At 72.7% G+C, this 17897-nt stretch carries 18 protein-coding genes; 8 read left to right on the top strand and 10 right to left on the bottom strand.

The genetic code is table 11. The features are described from left to right. Window positions 1–140: 140 nt before the first annotated feature. Window positions 141–890: a GAF and ANTAR domain-containing protein gene (locus tag G1H19_RS11605; protein ID WP_152731061.1), complete on the bottom strand. Its 750-nt coding sequence runs from the start codon at window positions 888–890 to the stop codon at window positions 141–143. 1 nt (window position 891) lies between these two features. Next, window positions 892–1794 carry a GAF and ANTAR domain-containing protein gene (locus tag G1H19_RS11610; RefSeq protein ID WP_162392168.1) on the bottom strand — a complete coding sequence of 301 codons (903 nt, stop codon included), beginning with the start codon at window positions 1792–1794 and terminating at the stop codon, window positions 892–894. 224 nt (window positions 1795–2018) lie between these two features. Here G1H19_RS11610 and G1H19_RS11615 point away from each other — a divergent pair, with 224 nt between their 5' ends. From G1H19_RS11615 to G1H19_RS11630, 4 genes are all read left to right on the top strand, one after another. Continuing rightward, window positions 2019–2258: a hypothetical protein gene (locus G1H19_RS11615; RefSeq protein WP_152731063.1), complete on the top strand. Its 240-nt coding sequence runs from the start codon at window positions 2019–2021 to the stop codon at window positions 2256–2258. Continuing rightward, the gene (locus G1H19_RS11620; RefSeq protein ID WP_162392167.1) at window positions 2255–3736 is read left to right on the top strand and encodes a DHA2 family efflux MFS transporter permease subunit; all 1482 of its coding nucleotides are present in this window, start codon (window positions 2255–2257) and stop codon (window positions 3734–3736) included. Before G1H19_RS11615 ends, G1H19_RS11620 begins: the two co-directional genes overlap by 4 nt. A gap of 1050 nt (window positions 3737–4786) precedes the next feature. Beyond that, on the top strand, window positions 4787–4993 hold the full coding sequence (locus G1H19_RS11625; protein ID WP_152731064.1) for a DUF2191 domain-containing protein: 207 nt from the start codon (window positions 4787–4789) through the stop codon (window positions 4991–4993). Next, the gene (locus G1H19_RS11630; protein WP_162392165.1) at window positions 4984–5406 is read left to right on the top strand and encodes a PIN domain-containing protein; all 423 of its coding nucleotides are present in this window, start codon (window positions 4984–4986) and stop codon (window positions 5404–5406) included. Before G1H19_RS11625 ends, G1H19_RS11630 begins: the two co-directional genes overlap by 10 nt. 41 nt (window positions 5407–5447) lie before the next feature. Here the strand turns inward: G1H19_RS11630 and G1H19_RS11635 are convergent, their stop codons facing one another. Continuing rightward, window positions 5448–5672, bottom strand: a complete 225-nt coding sequence (locus G1H19_RS11635) for a hypothetical protein (protein WP_152731065.1) — start codon at window positions 5670–5672, stop codon at window positions 5448–5450. Window positions 5673–5866: 194 nt separating this feature from the next. Here G1H19_RS11635 and G1H19_RS11640 point away from each other — a divergent pair, with 194 nt between their 5' ends. Next, entirely contained in the window at window positions 5867–6454 is a 588-nt protein-coding gene (locus G1H19_RS11640) for an ABC transporter ATP-binding protein (RefSeq protein ID WP_162392164.1), read from the top strand. On the opposite strand, the gene G1H19_RS11645 is transcribed toward G1H19_RS11640, so the two are convergent. Both G1H19_RS11645 and G1H19_RS22615 read right to left on the bottom strand, forming a co-directional pair. Then, window positions 6435–6839: a hypothetical protein gene (locus tag G1H19_RS11645; RefSeq protein WP_152731067.1), complete on the bottom strand. Its 405-nt coding sequence runs from the start codon at window positions 6837–6839 to the stop codon at window positions 6435–6437. The two genes, G1H19_RS11640 and G1H19_RS11645, sit on opposite strands and share 20 nt — an antisense overlap. Window positions 6840–6911: 72 nt before the next feature. Continuing rightward, window positions 6912–7250, bottom strand: coding sequence for a site-specific integrase (locus G1H19_RS22615; protein ID WP_202925710.1), 339 nt, complete (start codon window positions 7248–7250; stop codon window positions 6912–6914). A 248-nt stretch (window positions 7251–7498) separates the two neighbouring features. Between G1H19_RS22615 and G1H19_RS11655 the strand changes: the two genes are divergently transcribed. Together G1H19_RS11655 and G1H19_RS11660 are read left to right on the top strand one after the other, a co-directional pair. Continuing rightward, window positions 7499–8464 (top strand): hypothetical protein, encoded by a 966-nt coding sequence (locus G1H19_RS11655; RefSeq protein ID WP_162392097.1) that lies wholly within the window; start codon window positions 7499–7501, stop codon window positions 8462–8464. 227 nt (window positions 8465–8691) lie between these two features. Next, window positions 8692–9534 carry an HNH endonuclease gene (locus G1H19_RS11660; RefSeq protein WP_162392163.1) on the top strand — a complete coding sequence of 281 codons (843 nt, stop codon included), beginning with the start codon at window positions 8692–8694 and terminating at the stop codon, window positions 9532–9534. A gap of 328 nt (window positions 9535–9862) precedes the next feature. Here G1H19_RS11660 and G1H19_RS11665 read toward each other — a convergent pair whose 3' ends face one another. Both G1H19_RS11665 and G1H19_RS11670 read right to left on the bottom strand, forming a co-directional pair. Beyond that, entirely contained in the window at window positions 9863–10663 is an 801-nt protein-coding gene (locus G1H19_RS11665) for a hypothetical protein (protein WP_152731069.1), read from the bottom strand. A gap of 39 nt (window positions 10664–10702) precedes the next feature. Beyond that, a complete protein-coding gene (locus G1H19_RS11670) occupies window positions 10703–10972 on the bottom strand; it encodes a hypothetical protein (protein ID WP_152731070.1) in 270 nt (89 codons plus the stop codon). 229 nt (window positions 10973–11201) lie between these two features. On the opposite strand from G1H19_RS11670, the gene G1H19_RS11675 reads away from it, so the two are divergent. Further along, complete coding sequence (locus tag G1H19_RS11675; RefSeq protein ID WP_152731071.1) at window positions 11202–11696, top strand: hypothetical protein; 495 nt, start codon at window positions 11202–11204, stop codon at window positions 11694–11696. 64 nt (window positions 11697–11760) lie between these two features. Here G1H19_RS11675 and G1H19_RS11680 read toward each other — a convergent pair whose 3' ends face one another. Genes G1H19_RS11680 through G1H19_RS11690 form a run of 3 tightly spaced genes read right to left on the bottom strand, consistent with a single transcriptional unit; the run spans window position 11761 to window position 17862 of the window. Continuing rightward, window positions 11761–12576, bottom strand: coding sequence for a phospholipase D-like domain-containing protein (locus tag G1H19_RS11680; protein WP_152731072.1), 816 nt, complete (start codon window positions 12574–12576; stop codon window positions 11761–11763). Continuing rightward, window positions 12552–14414, bottom strand: coding sequence for a hypothetical protein (locus G1H19_RS11685; RefSeq protein ID WP_152731073.1), 1863 nt, complete (start codon window positions 14412–14414; stop codon window positions 12552–12554). Before G1H19_RS11685 ends, G1H19_RS11680 begins: the two co-directional genes overlap by 25 nt. Window positions 14415–14421: 7 nt before the next feature. Beyond that, window positions 14422–17862 (bottom strand): helicase C-terminal domain-containing protein, encoded by a 3441-nt coding sequence (locus G1H19_RS11690; protein WP_152731074.1) that lies wholly within the window; start codon window positions 17860–17862, stop codon window positions 14422–14424. Window positions 17863–17897: the final 35 nt, after the last annotated feature.

The raw sequence follows: 17897 nt of genomic DNA on the forward strand, positions 1-17897 counted from the left end.
GTCGCCGGGTCCGGGGCCACCTGCGCCGCACTGGCGCCTGCCGTCACTGTAGGGGGGCCTCCCGGTCGGCGCCAGCCGAGAGGCCGCCGTCGCGTCCGGTGCGCCGGTGGTGCCGGCAGGGGCCGCGCGACGGGTGCTGCTCAGCGGGCCTCGGGGGGCATCCCCTGTCGCAGTGCGGTCACGGACGGCAGCACCCGGCCGGCGATGACCGCGGCAGCCAGCTGCGACAGGGAGGTCCCGGTGCGCCGGGCGTGCGTCCGCAGCACGACGAAGGCCTCGGCCACGTCCACCCCGGTCCGCTCGGCGATGATGCCCTTGGCCTGCTCGATCATCACCCGGGTGTTCAGCGCGCCCTGCAGCTGCTCCGCCAGCTCGTCACGCGCGGCGATCGCCCGGGCCTGCAGCAGCCCGACGGTCGCCACGTCGGCCATGGCCCGCGCCAGCCGCACGTCGACCTCGCTCAGCGGGACGGGAGCGGCGCGGAACAGGTTGAGCGCGCCGATGACCTCGGTCCGCAGCCGCATCGGGATCGCCTGCGCCGACGAGAACCCGGCCGCCTGCAGGCGAGGGGTGAACCGGGGCCACGACGCGAGCATCTCCCGCACACCCGGGACCACCACCTGCTGGCCGGTGCGGAAGGCGTCCATGCACGGCCCTTCCTCGTGCTGCAGCTCGAAGAGCTCCAGCAGGTGCGTCGCGTGGTCGGAGGCTGCCAGGACCTCCAGCCCGCCGCGCTGGTCGGCGAGCATGATGCCGCCGGCGTCGGCGCCCAGCAGCTCGACGGCGCGGTCCACCAGCGTGTGCAGGAAGTCGATGACGTCGAACCCGGTGACCAGGGTGTCGGCCAGCTCGACGAACGTGTCGGCGATCAGTGTGTCGCGCGCGGTCATGTCAGCTCCTGTGCCTGGTGCCGTCGTCATCGGGCTGTGGACCTCCGCGGTCCGTGTCGTCGTCCGGTAGCTCCTGGTCCGGCAGACGCCCCGACCCCCCGGTCGGCGACGACGAGACGCCGGTGTCCGTGTGGTCGAACCGGAGGCGCCGGGCCACCACGTCCTCGGAGACCTCCTCCATCGACTGGGACCGGCTGTACACGTGAGCGCGCAGCCGGGCCAGCGCCTCGGCCAGCGGCACCCCCAGTTGCACCGAGATCATGCCCGTTGCCTGGTGTACCACCGCACGCCCGCTGAGGACGCTCGTCAGCGGGGAGTCGGCAGCGGCCGGGGGCCACGGGGCCTCGCCGGTCCGGCCGCCGACGGCAGGGACGACGTCCGGCCCGGCGACGGCGGAGCCGCTCCTGTCCTGCACGTGCAGCACCACCGTGACGGCCGCCTCGGCGTAGGCCAGTGCCTCTGCGAGGTGCGCATCGCTCAGCGGGCCCCGGGTGTCGCGGTGGAGGTCCAGCACCCCGATGCCGATCGCCCCCACCTGCAGGGGGAACGTGAACGCGGCCCGGACACCGGCGGCGACGGCGCCCGGCCCGAACGCCGGCCACCGCGCCGAACCCTGCCCGGCCACGTCGGGGCACAGGACCGGCGCCCCGCTGCGCGCGGCGTCGATGCAGGGCCCTTCGCCGACGCTGAACTGCAGGCGTTCCAGCTGCCGTGCCGGACCGGCCGTGGCTGCCAGGACGCCGCCTGCCTCCTCCCGGGTCAGGAGTGCCAGCCCGACCCCGGAGACGCCTGTCGACCGCTGGCAGGCGGTGACCAGCTGGTCGGGCCAGGAGTCCACCGCACCTCCAGCGACGAGCGAGGCCAGGATGTCTGCGACCCGCGACGCTGCGGCCGATGTGCTCACGCCGCCTCGTCTCGTCGTCCGCCCTCCCGCGCTGCTCGGCAGCGCGTACGGCGAGACCGCGGGGTCTGCATCGTCGCCGCTGGCGAGGTCCCCGGCAAGCCGGACCGACCGGGGACGCACCCCGCACCGGCGCGTGGGAGGGGGAGTGCTGCGCACCGAGCTGCGGCGGGCAGCCTGCCCTGCGTCCCCCGGTCGTCGTCGCCGGGCGCACCGTCGACCAGCTGGTGAGGCGGGAGGTGGTCGAGCGGCGCGAGAGCACGACCGGCGGGCGGGTCACGGTCGTCTCGTCGGTGCCGAGTGGTAAGCAGCTGGCGGCGCAACACATCGAGGCCGAGCGCGCCAGTCCGAAGACCTCCACCCACGCACGTCCCCCGGAGCAGGGCGATCAGCTGCACCGGGCACCCACGGACATCCTCGCGGGCGGCGTCCTCCGCCCGCCGACAGACCAGGAGCACCGCCTGTGACCGCCCCATCCCCGCCGATCGCGCCGGCGTTCCCCGAGAAGATCGACGGGCCCGTCCTGAAGATCGCCGGTGTCGTCGTCCTCGGCGCGATCATGTCGATCCTCGACATCACCGTCGTCAGCGTCGCGCTGCCGACCTTCCAGGACGTCTTCGACGCCACCTACGCGACGGTCGCGTGGACCATGACGGCGTACACGCTGGCGCTCGCCACCGTCATCCCGCTCACCGGGTGGGCCGCCGACCGCTTCGGCACCAAGCGCCTCTACCTCGCGGCCCTGTTCCTGTTCACGACCGGATCGGTGCTGTGCGCGACGGCGACGTCGATCGAGCTGCTGGTCGCCTTCCGCGTCCTGCAGGGCCTCGGCGGCGGCATGCTGATGCCGCTGGGCATGACGATCCTGACCCGCGCGGCCGGCCCGGACCGCATCGGCCGGCTCATGGCCGTCCTCGGCATCCCGATGCTGCTCGGCCCCATCTCGGGCCCGATCCTCGGTGGCTGGCTGATCGACATCGCGTCGTGGCACTGGATCTTCCTGATCAACCTGCCGATCGGCGTCGCCGCGCTGGTGTACTCCTACCGGGTGCTGCCCAAGGACGAGCCGAGCCCGGCGGAGCGCTTCGACTTCCTGGGCATGCTGCTGCTCTCGCCGGGCCTGGCCCTGTTCCTGTTCGGCGTCTCCTCGATCGCCGAGGGCGGCGAGGGCGCGTCCTTCGGCCCGCGGGTGTGGGTCTCGGCGACGGTCGGCGTCCTGCTGATCGTCACGTTCGTCGTCCACGCGCTGCGGACGGCGAAGCCGCTGATCGACCTGCGCCTGTTCAGGAACCGCCGGCTGACGATCGCGACGGTGTCGATGTTCGTCTTCATCATCGCCTTCATGGGCGCCGGCCTGCTGTTCCCGTCCTACTTCCTGCAGGTGCGCGGTGAGACGACCCTGATGGCCGGGCTGCTGATGGCCCCGCAGGGTCTGGGCGCCATGGTGACGATGCCCATCGCAGGCGTGCTCGCCGACAAGGTGCCGATCGGTCGGACGGTGCCGGTCGCCCTGCTGGTGATGGCCAGCGGGTTCTTCGTCTTCACGCAGGTCGGCGCCGACACGTCCTACGTGGTGCTGTGCGGTGCGCTGTTCGTGATGGGCCTCGGGATGGGCGGCACGATGATGCCGATCATGACGTCGGCGCTGAAGTCGCTGACCAACACCGAGGTCGCCCGGGGGTCGACGCTGGTCAACATCGTCCAGCAGATCGGCGGGTCCATCGGGACCGCCGTGCTCGCGGTCGTGCTGACCAACCAGCTCACGTCGACGCCGTCGGGCACGGTCGAGCCGCTGGAGTTCATGGCCGACGGCTTCGGGACGACGTTCACCGTCGCCTTCGTCCTCATCCTGCTCGCCCTCGTCCCGGTGGCCTTCCTGCCGCGGAAGAAGGAGGAGTCGCACCTCCAGGACGACGGCGCCGCGGCGCCGGTCATGATGCACTGACGCGCCGCACGACGCCGCGACGGCCCCATCGGATCTCCGGTGGGGCCGTCGCTGTGCCACACGGCATCGCCGATGACCTCACGGTGGGGAGCGCGGCGTGGTCGTGCGTGCGCCTCGCTCGCTGACTGCGCGTGCCAGCCGCAGCTTGCTCGGCTGGGGGAGTGGCTCGCGCGGACCGACGTGTCGCCGTGATCGCCGAGCGCCTCATCGGCACCAGCGCGGCGGCCCGTGCGCGGGTGGCCGCGGTCGCACACCGATGGGCACAACGCGGTGTCCGAGCGGCGCCTCGCTACCTACGTCCGCGGTCAGCGGCAGGTCGATGACCACCACGCGCAGGAAGGCCCGCCGAAACTGCCGCCGCGCACGGATCGTCCTCCCTCCTACGTCACTGCGGTGCCGAGGGGGTCGGGAGCAGCCAGAGTCCGCCCGCCAGCGCCCCGTACAACAGCGCGGGGCCGGTGTGCGGCAACCTCTTTCCCGAAGCTGCCCGCGCCTGTCCGTGGCGGAAGGCCCAGCGTTCGGCGCTGAGGACACACCCGACCGACCCGGCGAGAACGACAGCCACGAACCCGAAGCCGGCGGCCCTGCTGCTGGTAGGCAGCGACCTGAGGACCTCCCGCGGAGTGGCCTGGGAAGCGAACTGCTGCTGTTCTCGTGCGATCGCCCATGTCGCCCGCAGTTCCGGCACGGATGCTGCGACGGCGAGAGCAGTGAGTCCTGCCTTCGCCCAACCGCGCACCGCGCGCGAGGAGATGACGTCGGGCGTGGCGTAGTAGGCGGCGGTCCCGACTCCGGTGACCACGGCTGCGACTGTCTGAGCAGGCGTCGGCGGGAAGACCATGCAGCCATTGTGTCGTGCGGGAGCGCCGGTGTGGCGCTGTCGGCGTGCAGGCGTCCTGCGGCGGACAGGATCTCGCACGGCCCGGGAGACCTCTTGTTCGACTCGGTGGGCGGAAGAGTCCCCGACGTCGCGTCGCAACGAGGGATGACAGAGCGATCATGTACGTATATGCTCATTGGCCAATTGGCATATACACCTGGAGATTCGTCATGACCAAGCGCCTGATCGACCTCGATGACGAACTGCTTGCTCGAGCGCAGCGGGAGCTGAACACGAACGGGGTGTCGGACACGGTCCGCGCCGCGCTGGCACAGGCCGCGAGCGCGGCCGCGCGTGCGCGGCAGGTTGCTTGGTTGCGAGAGGGGGGCGTGGAGACGTTGGCCGATCCGGAGAAGCGGACCGACGTGTGGCGGTGATCGCCCGGTTTCTCATCGACACCAGCGCGGCGGCCCGTATGCGCGTGGTTGCCGTCGCGGACCGATTGGAGCCGCTCATCACCGGCGGCCTGGTCGCCACGTGCGCCACCCTCGATGCCGAAGCGCTCTACAGCGCTCGGAGCCCGGCCGAGTACGAGCAGGTGCGTGCGGACCGCCGAGAGGCGTACGAGTACCTGCCCACCGACGACGTCCACTGGCAGCGTGCCTTCGACGCCCAGCGAAGGCTCGCCCGGAGCGGGCAGCATCGGGCGGTGGGCATCGCTGATCTGCTGACCGCAGTGCTTGCTGCCGAACACCGGGTCACCGTCCTGCACTACGACAGCGACTTCGAGATCGCCGCCGAGGTGCTCGACTTCGAACACCGGTGGGTCCTGACACGAGGAACCGTGTAGCGACGTGCCTCGGGGTGTTCCCCAGCGCTGCGGCTTGTCGGTCACCGCCTGACCAGAGGCCGGAAGACCAGGATCACCAGCCAGATCACGCCCGCGGTCAGCACCAAGGCGCCGGGGACGTGCACCCCCAGGGTGTCCCGGCCGTCCACCGCTGCCTGGACCAGCCCGGCGAGGAAGACGGCGGCGGCCAGCCCCGGCAGCAGCAGGTCGGCGCGGCGCTGCCGCCACAGGTAGAGGGCGGCCAGCGTGTCCACCCCGGAGGACACGTGCAGGGCGATCGCGTCGGCGGCATGCAGCTGCTCAGGGCCACCGTCGACCTCCGGGGCCCGCCAGCTGCCGCCGCGCGCCGGCGGTGCCGTCCACCGGCGGCGAACAACTGCTACGAGGCAGCGGGCCGGACGGACACGAGGAACTCCCGGCTCGTCGTGGTCACCGGCTCACCGGTCCACGGGTCCACCAGGTGACCGTCGTCGCCATCCTCGAGGCCGCACAACTCACGTCCACTCGGCACGCGGAGGACCGCCGGGATGGCTCCTCCGGCGCAGCGCACCTGTATGTCGGTGACACGTCCGGCGACCTGCACGTCCGCCGCGACGTCGAGGCCACCGTGGTGGCTCTCTATGAGCCGCAGCCGACCGTCCGGGTCCGGGTACGGGATGCAGGAGAAGTCCACGAGCTGGTCACGCTCGATGGCCTCCCCGCAGCACTCGTGCTCCCAGCCACCCACCTCGACGACGACGTCCACGACGAGCAATTATGTCCGGCCGTGGCCACCCGGCGGGCCGCCGGCGCAGGTCGGTCGAGGCAGGACGGCGGCGTGTCCGACGTGCTGCTGGTCACCGGTCCGCCCGGGGCGGGGAAGTCCACGCTCGCCACCGTGCTGGCTGGTGCAGGGGAGCCAGCGGCGCTGGTGACACCGCCAGCACAGTCCGGCGGTGTCACCAGTGCGCCAGGAGCCTCGGCGATGCCCACGTGCGACAGCCAACGATGCTGGTGGGGTCAGGTCCCCGATCTTCCGTTCGGGGCGGTCAGCACGACTCTTCGATGACCAGCAGCGAGCGGCGCCGTTCGTCCCTGAACTTCGCGACGCGAAAGTCCGTGTAGTCGTCCGAGGCGCGGACCACCGGCTCGCGCAGGTAGGAACGAACTCGCTGCCACAGGGCTTCCCGGTCAGGCAAGGCCACTGCGGTCGGGGCGTCCGGCCCGTAGAAGTGCAGGACCCGGACCTCGGGCGACGCCAGCAGGTGCTCCAACCGCTTCTTGGGTGGGGTTCCGCCGCCACTTCGCGGGCGCCACCGCGTCCCATCGGCGTCCACCCACTCCCTGGCCCGAATCGCCGAGGGCCACTCCATGTAGTTGGCCCCAACGGATCTCGCCTCTGCGACCTCGGCCTTCGGCGGCGCCTGCTCCGGCCGGTTCGCCCGCTTGCTCACCCGCACATCGTGCCTGGCCCGGCCGACCGGGCGTTGTCGCGGAGTGGAGTGTCGCGGCTTGCCGACCCGTCCTCACGCTGACGCAAGCGGGTGTGGCTCGCCGGTGAGGGCCGCCAGGACCCGGGCTACGTCGCCCACCTGGGCCTTGATGTACGTGGTCGTGGCGTCGGCCGGCTCGGCGTGGCCGGCGTAGGCGCGGGTGATGCCGTAGGAGCCGCCCACCCGCTCGGCGGCAGTGAGTGCGGTGTGCCGCAGCCAGTGCGGGCTGACGCCGTACTGCGCTGCCCAGGGAAGCGACCCCTGCCAGCGGTCGGCCAGGGTGTTGTACCGACGGCGGGTCAGCGGCGCGCCCTCTTCCTCGCCGCGTCGCGGCCGGTACCGGAAGACCTGCTCGTCCAGGTCCCGGGGCACCGCGGGCGCCGGCGTGTTCGACGAGGGCCGCGAACAGGGTGGGGCTGACGGGCTGCCAGCGAGCCTTGCCGCCCTTCTCGCGCAGACGCACGCACAGCCGTGGTTCTTCGAGGTCGGCCAGGGTGAGGGCGAGCGCGCCACCGCGCCGCGCGCCGGTCTCCGCGTGGAAGCGCAGCAGGAGCGTGTCGAGCACGGGGTCGTTCCCGCCGGTGCGGGTGACCTCGTCCAGCTCGCGGAACTCCTGCTCAGTGAGCGCCCGACGCTGGCTCGGCGGCCGCACCGGCTTCTGGACGGCGGCGGCCGGGTTGTCGGTGAGGTACTTGTCCTCGACCGCGCAGCGGAAGAACGCGCGCAGGGACGCGACGCAGTTCTCCTCGGCGCTGGCCCCGCCCTGGCCGTTGCGGCTTCGCACGGCGTTGGCGCGCGCCGACTGCGCCAGGGCGCGCAGCTTGCTCGTGGTCACCTCGGTGATGCGGTCTTCGCCGTGCTCGCGAACCAGGAGGTTCCAGTACGTCGAGTACGTCCGGCGAGTGCCCGGCGTGGCCGCCGCGAGCACCGTCGCGTGGTACTCGCGGACCGTGGGCACCGTCGAGGCTGCGGCCGGCTGGAGTCCCAGGCCGGCCGCGAGCGCCTTGATGACCCCGGCGGCCGTCGGGTCGGCCAGCAGCGCCGCCAAGTCGTCGGGCGTGAGGGCGTCAGGCGCAGGCATCGAGAACCACCAGGGAGTCGAGGAGGGAAGTGCAGGAGAGAGCGAGGACGCCGTCGGCGGGGGAGGCCGACAGCAGCAGCACTTCGCCCGCGGCCCAGCCGCGGAAGTTGCGCAGGGCGTCCGGAACGCGGACCCGGCCCTTCGGGTCGAGGACGACCGGGCCGTCGGGTGTGGCGCAGACGAGCAGGCCGGCGCGGTGCTCGACGACCTCGACCGTCTGCTGGGGCTGCCAGCCGAGGAAGGCGACAAGAGTCGCCTCGCGGACCCGGCCTGGTCCTCGAGCAGGGCGGTGCGGTGGACGAACCGCGCGGGCTGGACCGGAGCCAGCGCCGGCAGCGGGAGGACCGTCGCGGCGGCGTCAGGGACGGCGACGGTCGGAGCGGTGGTCGGCGGGATGAGCGCGGCGACCAGCCGTTCGGTGTGCTTGGCCCGAATCAGGCCAGTGGGGGTTGGCACCTCAAGACAGGTGCCGGAAGAAATCGCGAGCGCAGTCGCATTCGCGTGAGCTGCGTCACTTAATGCAGGGGAAGCGTCCCGTGAGAAGTGTCCGAGGGGGGACTTGGGCACCGGGAAGTGGGAGCCGTCCCACCGACTTCTCCCGCTGGGGGAGTGGGGCGCGGTGTGCGCGGCTTCGTGGACATGGTCGGAACGTATCGCGCTAGACGGACAGTGAGGATCGCCCTGCTCTGGTCAACCATTCACGCCGCGGGGTCCGCTGGCACACTGCCCTCCGTGTGGTCTGGCGCGATCCGCGAGAGCGAGGAAGGGGACTCCGCTCGGCGGCGCCGGGGCAACATCCCGGTTCGGAAGCTGGCAGTGGTCGGCGACGACGGCGAGCTGCTCGAGGTGATCCACGCGCCGCGGGAGGGATCGACCGACCACCCGTTCCACCTCGTCCGCGAGATCGGGGCCCACTTCTTCGACCGGTGTCCGATCTGCCTCAGCCCCGAGCCCACCAGCGCCGAACACCTGCCGCCCGCCGCGCTGGGCGGACGACCGATGACCCGCACCTGCGCCCGATGCAACAACGACCTCGGACGGGTTGAGGCCGAGCTGACCGACTGGCGCGACGACGCCTTCCGGCACACGACGACTACTGCGGACGCGATCGTCGGTGCGCGCAAGCTGCCGCGGCTGCTCCACCGCCGGACCGCCGACGGCAAGTTCGCGCTGATCATTGACGGCCCGATGCACCCTGACGCTGAACCAATGCTCAAGGGACCGGAGTTTGCGTTGCAGATGACGCCGCCGAACCCTCGCCTCTACAAGCTGGCCGCCCTCAAGCACGCCTACCTCGCCGCCTGCCTGGACCTTCGAGCCATCCCTCAAACGCCTCGGGCCGACCTCATCCGGAGCGACCTCCTGGCTGCCCGCGACGCCCCGTCCCGGAAGAAGATCCCGGCCAGCGAGTACGCGCTCTCGATGCCGATCATGCGCACGTACGAGCAGCCGCGGGGACCGTCGGCAGCGCTGGGCTATGTCCCGCGGTCGGATGGCCTGGCCGAGTGGTGGATCTCGCTGGCAGGGACCATCGCGGTCCCGTGGCCCCTGCCCGACTCGCCTCCCGTTGGCTGAAGAGCCGCTGCCTACGACGCAGTTCGGACCGCGGGTGCCCGGGACGCCCACCGCTGGCCGTGACGCCCAGACGGGTCGCCAGTTGGTCGACGTGCTCGGCGTCGTCCCGGCCTTCATGTTGCTGTCCGGCGGCGCGACACATGTCCGCGAGCCGCGCGGCTGCGCCAAGGTGCGCGGGCATCCAGGCAGGAGCTAGCCCCGGGCAACGCCGTCGTCATCAAGTCCGAGGCTGACTTCGGCCACCGGCGGCGCCGCGTAGCGGCGTCTCCAGAGTCGCTGGTGAGACGGCTGCTGGAGTGATCGCCGGCGACTTCGGGCCGCTACTGGATCAGGCAACCAGCTGCCGGGTGAAGAACTGCTGGTGCGGCGTCACCTCGCGGAAGCGGTGGTGAAGCACGGTCACCCCGGATGCGGTCTGCTCCTGTGCGTACTCAGTGAACTCACCGGGCACCTCCGCCGTGACCACGTGCAGCCCACGTTCGGTGAGCGCAGGCAGGCTGGTCAGCGAAAGACCGGCGGCATCGGCCCGGTCGGCGGCCCGATCGACGAGTTCGGCGCGGACCTGAGCAACGGTCGCGCGGCGGCGGCGGCGCAGCACCTGAGCGGCCTCGCTGACAGCGTTCCGGCCGCCGACGTCGACGGCGTGCAGCCCCATCACGACGTCATCGTGCGCCCGCAGGTACACGGTCAGCTCGCGGCTGCCAACACCAGCGACCGCGCAGCTCGGCGGCAGCTGCTCGCGCAACCGGTCGGGGTTGCCGGTGGTGATCCACAGCCGAGGCGGGTCGGCGGGTGTGATGAACCCGTACGGCCGGATCTTCACGCTGGTGGTGACCACAGCGGGCCCGTCGGCGTCGTAGACGAGCAGGTCGGCCAGGGCCAACGCGCCCCTATCGCCGCGGATGGCGGTGCCGCCGGCGAGAAGCCGCTCAACGGCCCGTGCAGCCAGCGGCTGCCCACCACGCCGCCCGATGCGCAGGGTCCGGTCGCCGACCGCGTCGGCGACCCGCCGGGCCAGCGCCCGGGAGTCGGCGGCCTTCTCCGGGCCCATGACCACCGAGCGGGGGTCGGTCATCGGCACGCCGGCGCCGGCCAGAGCCTGCTGGATTGGGCCGACGACGCCGGTCACGCTGAGGTTGATCGCGTCAGCGACGGCCAGCTCGAATCCCTACCCTGCCGTGCCGTCGTGTTGACGGAACAGGGAGGCGAGCTGGGCAACGGTCAGGCTGCCGATGTCGCGGGTGTCTACATCGAAGCGCTCACCGCGTTCCCGGCTGACGTGGATGGTGAAGGCCTGCAGCACGGAAGCGGCGAACAGCAGGCGCAACGCTGCAGCGAACCCCGGTGCCGGGTCGAGCAGCGGGGCGTCCTGCCCGGTGTCCACCTCGACGGTGGGAACGAGCGCGTCGAGCAGCACGGCGCCGCGGGTGTCCACCATGTCGCCGAGGTTGGCACGCGCACCCGAGGTTCGAGAGGTTCGACGCGCCCGCTGCTGCCCTTGAGCGACGAGTCGCGGCAGCGGGCACGGGCCCCGCCGAGCGAGCGGCCGGGCCTACCAGCTACAGTTCTATCTGTACCGCTGATACGCCGGTACAGATGCAGGGCCCGGGGTGGACCAGGCGTCAACCAACCCCACCCCGGGACCACTACATGAGAGGAATCATCCCATGAGCGACACGAACATGACGCTTGCGATGCCGTCTCCGGCCATCCAGATCACCGTCGACGTCACGCAGTGGCCCGAGCACCTCCGGCAGCGTCTGCTGGCCGTGGCGCGCGACCTGCAGGCGGAGGTCGCCCTGCCGCTGCCGGAGGACCTGGAGTCCACCGGGTGGACGAAGGAGCTCGTCGAGGAGGCGCTCACCGCGCTGACCGCGAGTGGCGCCGGCGTCCAGGTCAAGGCCATCCGGCGGGCCGCCGAGAACGGCGGCTTCGTCAGCCGCAGCGAGGTCTACGAGCTCGGCGACTACCCGTCCGGACGGAGCCTGCGGGGCTTCAGCCGGCCGAGCAACCGGATCGTGCAGACGATGAGGGAGAGCGGCAAGCTGCCCGAGGACGCCGCCGAGCTGCTCGAGACGCAGTACGACCCCAACGGCAAGGGGTACCGGCCCACCACGGGCTTCTCCGTGCCGCCGGAGATCGTGAAGCACCTCCTCGGCTGACGGGGAGGCTCCGCAGCATGTCGGCCCGGGTGCGGTCTTGCCGTACCCGGGCCCGCGTCTGTCGCTATCGCTCGGGCAACGGCGCAGTCAGCGCTACCGCCAACAGGTCAAGCCAGTCGGCCAACGGGGCGGCCAACGTGCGTGGCAGCCGCACCCCGGCCTCGACGTGGTCCCGCTGGCCGCCGCCGGTGACGTTCGCCGACCCGAGGTAGCCGTCGGCACGGTCACCGACGACCGCCTTCAGGTGCACCCCCAGCCCCGGCCCCTCCCACGAGCGGACCCGCAGCGACCCTGGCCGGCCGTCACCGGCCGCCCGGACGGCCGCGACCGCGGCGATGTTCGCCCCCGACGGCTCCGGGCACCGGGAGGTCAGCGCCCGCGTGAGCACGGTGACACGCCCACCGGCCCCGAGCACCCGGCGCACGTCAGGAAGCAGGTCCTCGACGGCCACCGCCGCCAGGAACGGCGCGGCGACGGTCAGCTCCCGGACGGCCCCGGCGGCGATGTCGGCGATCACGCCCGACGTCCGGCGGGCCCCGACACCGGGGTGGTCAGCCAGGAACCGGGCGTGCGCGGCGGTGAGGAACTCCGGCACGGTCAGCACCAGCGACACCCGCCCGGCCAGCTGCTGAGCGACGAGGACCTCCAGCGCGCCGGCGACCGCCGCCAGCTCACTCTGCGGACAGCCGGGCCCGGCACCGGCGAAGGCGAGCGCCGCGGGCAGCAGCCGCCGGTCCGCGCCGGCAGTGGTCAGCGCGGCCGCGACCGCCGCCGGCCCGCCCGGTGCGGCGGCGCGCACCCCGGCCACGGCCGCCGCCGGGTCCGGGGTGTGCGCCACCAGGTCCGCCAGCGGCGTCACGGCCTCCAGAAGGCTCGCCACGCCGGCTCCGTCGAAGCACCCGCCGCCGGCACCGGTGCGGCGCCGACCGGCGGCGGCAGCGTGCCGAACAGCTTGTTGCGGTCCAGCTCGGTGTTGAACCGCTCGCAGGCGACCTCGCTGGTGTGCAGGCACGCCGCGCACGCCCCGCCGAACGACCGCCGGCACGGCGGGTCGAACACGCACCGGGGATCGGCGTCGAGCTCGGTGAGCGCGTCGGCCAGGTCGTAGCGGAACACGTGCTCGATGCCGCCGAGGGTGAACTCGCTGCGGGTGTTGGCGTAGATGAGGAACCCGGCCGCCGACGGGAACAGGTACTCGGCCAGGGAGTCGCTGTGCAGCCCGCACCGGGTCGCCAGCGCCTTCATGAACCGGTGCGACATCGAGTGCACCAGGCCCAGCACCGCCCGGGTCAGGTGGTGCTCGGGCGGGTTGAAGATGTCGCTCACCGACGGGCAGTGCTGCAGCAGCCACCGGTAGGCGCCGGCCTCGGTGGTGACGCCCGGGTCGACGGGCACCACCCCTGAGTCGACCAGCCAGGAGATGACCACTTGCGGGTCCAGGCGCACCAGCAGCCCCTCGGTGTTGGCCCGCCGCCCGTACATCGGGTACCGGTCGGAGCGCTCGTTGGGGAAGAAGTTGAACCGCGTCGGGACCGCACCCCGGCGGGTCACCTGCTGATGGGTGGGCGACATGCGGCTGTACCCGGCGACGATGTGCGCGACCGGTAGCTCCCGGAGCAGCCGCACCTCGGCCAGGCAGTACTTGTCCAGCAGCTCCCGGTACCGGGCGTAGATCGGCGTTAGCCGCGCCGCGGGCGGGTCGGACTCGAGCTGGTCGAGGGTTAGAGGGTTCGCCTCACTGGCGCGGGCCAGGGCCAGCGCCTCGTCTCCGAGCGCCTCCAGCGTGCCCTCGTCCAGGCCGAGCGCGTCGACGTCGGCCCGCCAACCACCCGACGAGGCGGACTGCTGCCGCGCCCGCTCCAGCATGGCGGCGAACAGCGGGTCGTCCTCACCGACGCCGAGGGTGGCCGCCATCGCCCGCGCGGTCGCCTCCGGGTCGGCCTCGGCGGTGCCGGCCGCCTCGGCCAGAGTGCCCAGCCCGGGCCGGACCGCGCCGATCAGCTGCCCGACGGCCGCGGCCCGGATGTCCCCGCCGGCCAGCGCTCCGTAGGAGGCCCGGTCGGGCGGGTTGAGCACCGTCAGGTGCTGGGCGTAGTGCACCGAGTTCTGCGGCACCCGGGACACGGAGAACCGCCCGTTGCCGCACCCGTTGCAGAACCGCATGACGCCGGTGTCCGATCGCTGGCTGCACTTCGAGCAGCTCCAGAACCACTGCCCGACCTTGAGCTGGTTGGTCGCGTGCAGCCGCATCGGCGCGCGGCATCCGCGGGCGCACCGCGGCGGGGACATCTCTCGCAGCAGCCCGCAGTTGTGCACTTCGGCGAACTGGAACTGCGGCATCGGCCCGTGCCCGGCCGGGCAGTTCGGGGGCCGCTCACCGGGCCGGACGACGAGGAACATGTCGCAGCGGCGGCACAGGAACGTGTTCGGGAACCGGTCGGCGGTCAGGTCCTCCACCCGCACCAGCTGGTACTGGGTCCGGTCGATGACCTCCAGCTCCGGGCCGGGGCTGGTCGGGGTGGCCCGCTGGGCGGAGAACGGCCGCACGAGGCGGCGCAGCTGCGGGGCGACGTACTCCTCGGGCACGTCCAGCGGAGTGGGGTTGCGCGGCGTGCGGCCCATCACCGACACCTTGTGCGGACCCCACTGGAACGGCTGCCAGGGCATGTGACGCCACAGCGCCTGCATGCCGGAGCGGGTGATCTCCTCGGTCGTCATGGCGTCCTCACAGGTTCCCGGTGATGGTGATGGGCTCTTCGATGTCGCGCAGCGACGTCGGCACCGGCGGCCGCAGCAGCGACGCCGTGCGGGTCCTGCCGCCGGTGCCTGCGGCGACCGGCAGCCGGACGAGGGTCGACTCGACGAACTCGCGGACCTCGTCGCGGTGCATGTTGTGGTATGGGTTGGCGTCCTCCAGGCCCAGCCCGGTCTGCAGCTCGGCGATCAGGGCGTTCCGGTCGAGGAACCCGGCGGCCAGCGCGGCGCGGACCTGCCCGGAGTCGCCGAGGGAGAAGCGGTTGCGGCCCGAGGTCATCCACGCCGGGTCGTGGACCTGCAGCAGCCGTGCCATCAGCGCCCCGGGCAGTGCCCGCCGCAGCACCTGCAGCGACTCCCGGTTCACCGGCACCTTCGTGACCAGCCGGTCCAGGTAGGAGATCCACTTGCTGTACCAGCGGAACACCGAGGAGTCCCGGTCCCGGGAGGGGTTGAACACGTGCACGACCAGGCCCGGGGTCTGCCGTCCGCGGCCGATGCGGGCTGTGGCCTGGATGACTTCGGCGGCCTGGGTGGGGGTGCCCATGAGCACCATGACGCCCAGCCGCGGGGAGTCGAAGCCGTGCCCGATCGCCTTGTTCGCCACGATGAGCTTCATCCGCTGCTCCGGGTCGGCCGGCGGCTTGTTCAGCCGGTCGACCGCGGCCCGGATGTCGGCGGCGTCGGCGTCACCGGAGATCACCGCCCGCTGCTCGGTGGTCGTGGCCACGTCGGCGACCCGCTCGTCGCTGGCGTAGGCGGCCATGTCCTCGTTGCGCAGGTGGTAGGCCAGCAGCGCCTCATAGTCGTCGCGGGCGGCGCGGACGACGAGGTCGAGGACCGACCGGTCGGCGGGGTCCAGCGGCTGCCCGTCGACCTGCAGCTGGCCGATGATCGCTGCACGGTCGGCGAGCACCTCACCCAGCCAGTCGCGGTGCACCCGGGTGACGTCGGCGGCGGCGGTGACCATCGTGGTGCCCCGCGGCCGGACCCCGACGAACCGGCGGTGCGGTTCGCTGTCGTCGACGTGGGAGAAGAAGTTCTCCGCCAGGTCCGGCCCGGGCTCGGGGAACCGGCGGGCGCTGTCGCGCCGGTACAGGTGCTGGGCCTGGGCCTCGTAGCCCTCGATCGTCGCGGTCGCGGCGAGGATGTGCAGCGGCTCGTTGCCCAGGTCCGCGCCGATCTGCTGGACCAAGGTCTCGTACATGCCGTCCAGTGCCCCGAGGGACTCGTCCAGCAGGTGCAGCTCGTCGGTGATCTCGCACCGCAGGTGCCCGAACCCGTTCCCGACCGGCAGTCGCGGCTCGGTGCACCCGTACACGCCGCAGCGGGTCGGTTCGACCGTCCAGCCGTGCTTCGGGCAGCGGCCCAGCGCGGCCCCGAAGATCACCTTGAACCGGTCGCTGTGCGCGATCTGGGCCAGCTTGTCCACGGTGCCGACCAGCACCGACGGCGTGTTGCGGTAGATGTCGTCGTCGACGACCCACAGCGGCAGGACACCGCCGAGCGGGCATCCGCGGACGGTGCACAGGTGCTGCATCGTCCAGCTGCCGCCGTGGAACCGCACGACCAGCCGCGGACCGGTGCCGGCGGGGTCGCAGACCGGGCAGTGCTCGAGGATCCGGCACCGCTCGGCCTGCGCGGGGTCGAACGGGTCCACGCCGCGGGCCCAGACGCTCTCCGGCGGCCAGTACCGGTTGGGCGTGGTGCCGCTGCCGACGAAGAAGCCGATGCCGAACGGGTCCCCGGCACGCAGGTCGTCCTGGGTGAGGCGAACGAGCTCGGCGGCGAGCACCGCCGCGGCGAACCGTTCGGTCTGCTGCGCCGACAGCAGCCGCAGCGGGAACCGCGCCCACACCGTCACCCCACGCAGGTCACCGCGGAGTCGGGACAGGAACAGGTGCACCAGCGCGACACCGTTGTAGGCCTCGGACTTCCCTCCGCCGGGCGGCACGGTGAGGATCTGCACGGCCAGGTCAGCGGTCGGGTCGGCGACCGCCGGCAGGCAGCCGATGATCCAGGCGATCTGGAACGGGTACCAGGCGTCGAAGCCCTTGGCGGCCGCGACCCGGCCCATGGCGTCGTTCATCAGCGCGAACGCCCGGCGCAGCTTCGCGTCACCGCGCAGCGCGTCGACGCCGGCCTGCAGCCACTGCATCTCGGCGCGGGCGGCGTCGGCCTCGGCGTCGGCGTCCTTGCGCTGCTGCGGCCCCCACTGCCCCTCGGCTTCGCGGCGGGCCAGCTCGGCGGCCGACCAGCGCTCCTCGACCCAGGCGCGGTGGGCGTCGACAAGGTCGGTCGCGGCCGTGACCGGGTCGCCGGTGAACGCGGCGAACGTCGTGTCGACCGCGGCGGTGGGGTGGGTGCGGCGGGTGGTGGTGACCGCGCCGTAGGCGGTGGTGAACGTCGTCGGCCCGCCGGGCGTGGCCGGCGGGTGGACCTCGACCGGGCAGGCCTGCCCGAACGCGGGCACGGTGCGGTCGTAGCGGTGGGAGGCGGCGACCTGCTCGAGGGTGTAGACGTCCAGCGGCGCGTCGGTGGCCGCGGTCAGCTGCACCTCGTACAGCCTGCTGTCCAGGTGGTCCCGGTCGAAGACGATGCTGCCGGCGCGGTCGGCGAACTGGGCGTCGTCGGCGGGGGAGGCGTTGACCACGGTGACCAGCAGCTCGCGGCCCCGCTCGGTGGAGGTCACGTCGACGTCGATTGCGGCGGCGAACACCGGCGGGGTGACGTCGGCGGTCGGCAGCAGGTTGTTCGCGGTGTAGGACGCCCAGGCGACGTCGTCGACGAAGTCCGCGTCGCGGGGCAGCTCACCTACCGGCCGGCCGCGGCGCCGGGCCCGGTACAGCTCCCGGCCGCCGCTGGCGTGCACGGCGCGCTTCACCGCGGCGGTGGCGGCCAGGGTGAGCTCCTCGGCGCCGAACCGCCGGCTGGTGTCGCCAGGGTCCACGGTCAGCGGCACGGTGACCGGCCCGACGGGCACCTTCATCCACACCCGCGCCAGGTGCCGGCCCTGGCCGCCGCCCCCGGCCCGGCTGTCGCTGCCGGCGGTGACGAACTCCTGCTGCTCGGCGACGGTGGGGTGCAGTGCCACGTACACGGCGAAGCCGACCGTGACGGTCGCGTCGACCGGGTCGCCGCCGAGCACGGGGAACGAGAAGCCCTGCGCGGCCGGCACCAGCTTGGACGTCGACAGCCCGCGCTGTGCGTCGGCGCGCAGCTGCGGCTCGCTGGCCAGCTGCCCGAGCCAGTGCCGTTCCTGCGGGCTGTCGGGCAGCGCGACACCGGCGGGCACGTGCTCGCCGGCGGCCTGGCTGAGGATGCGGCGCTGCAGGTGGGCCAGCAGCGCGTCCCGGATCTGCGCCGGGCTCGGAGTGGGCGTGCCCGCGGGCACGCCTCGCAAAGCCGACATGGGCGGCTTCCCTTCGTCTGTGGTGTGTTCGCCCG

The organism is Goekera deserti (assembly GCF_010685995.1).
Taxonomy (GTDB): domain Bacteria; phylum Actinomycetota; class Actinomycetes; order Mycobacteriales; family Geodermatophilaceae; genus Goekera; species Goekera deserti.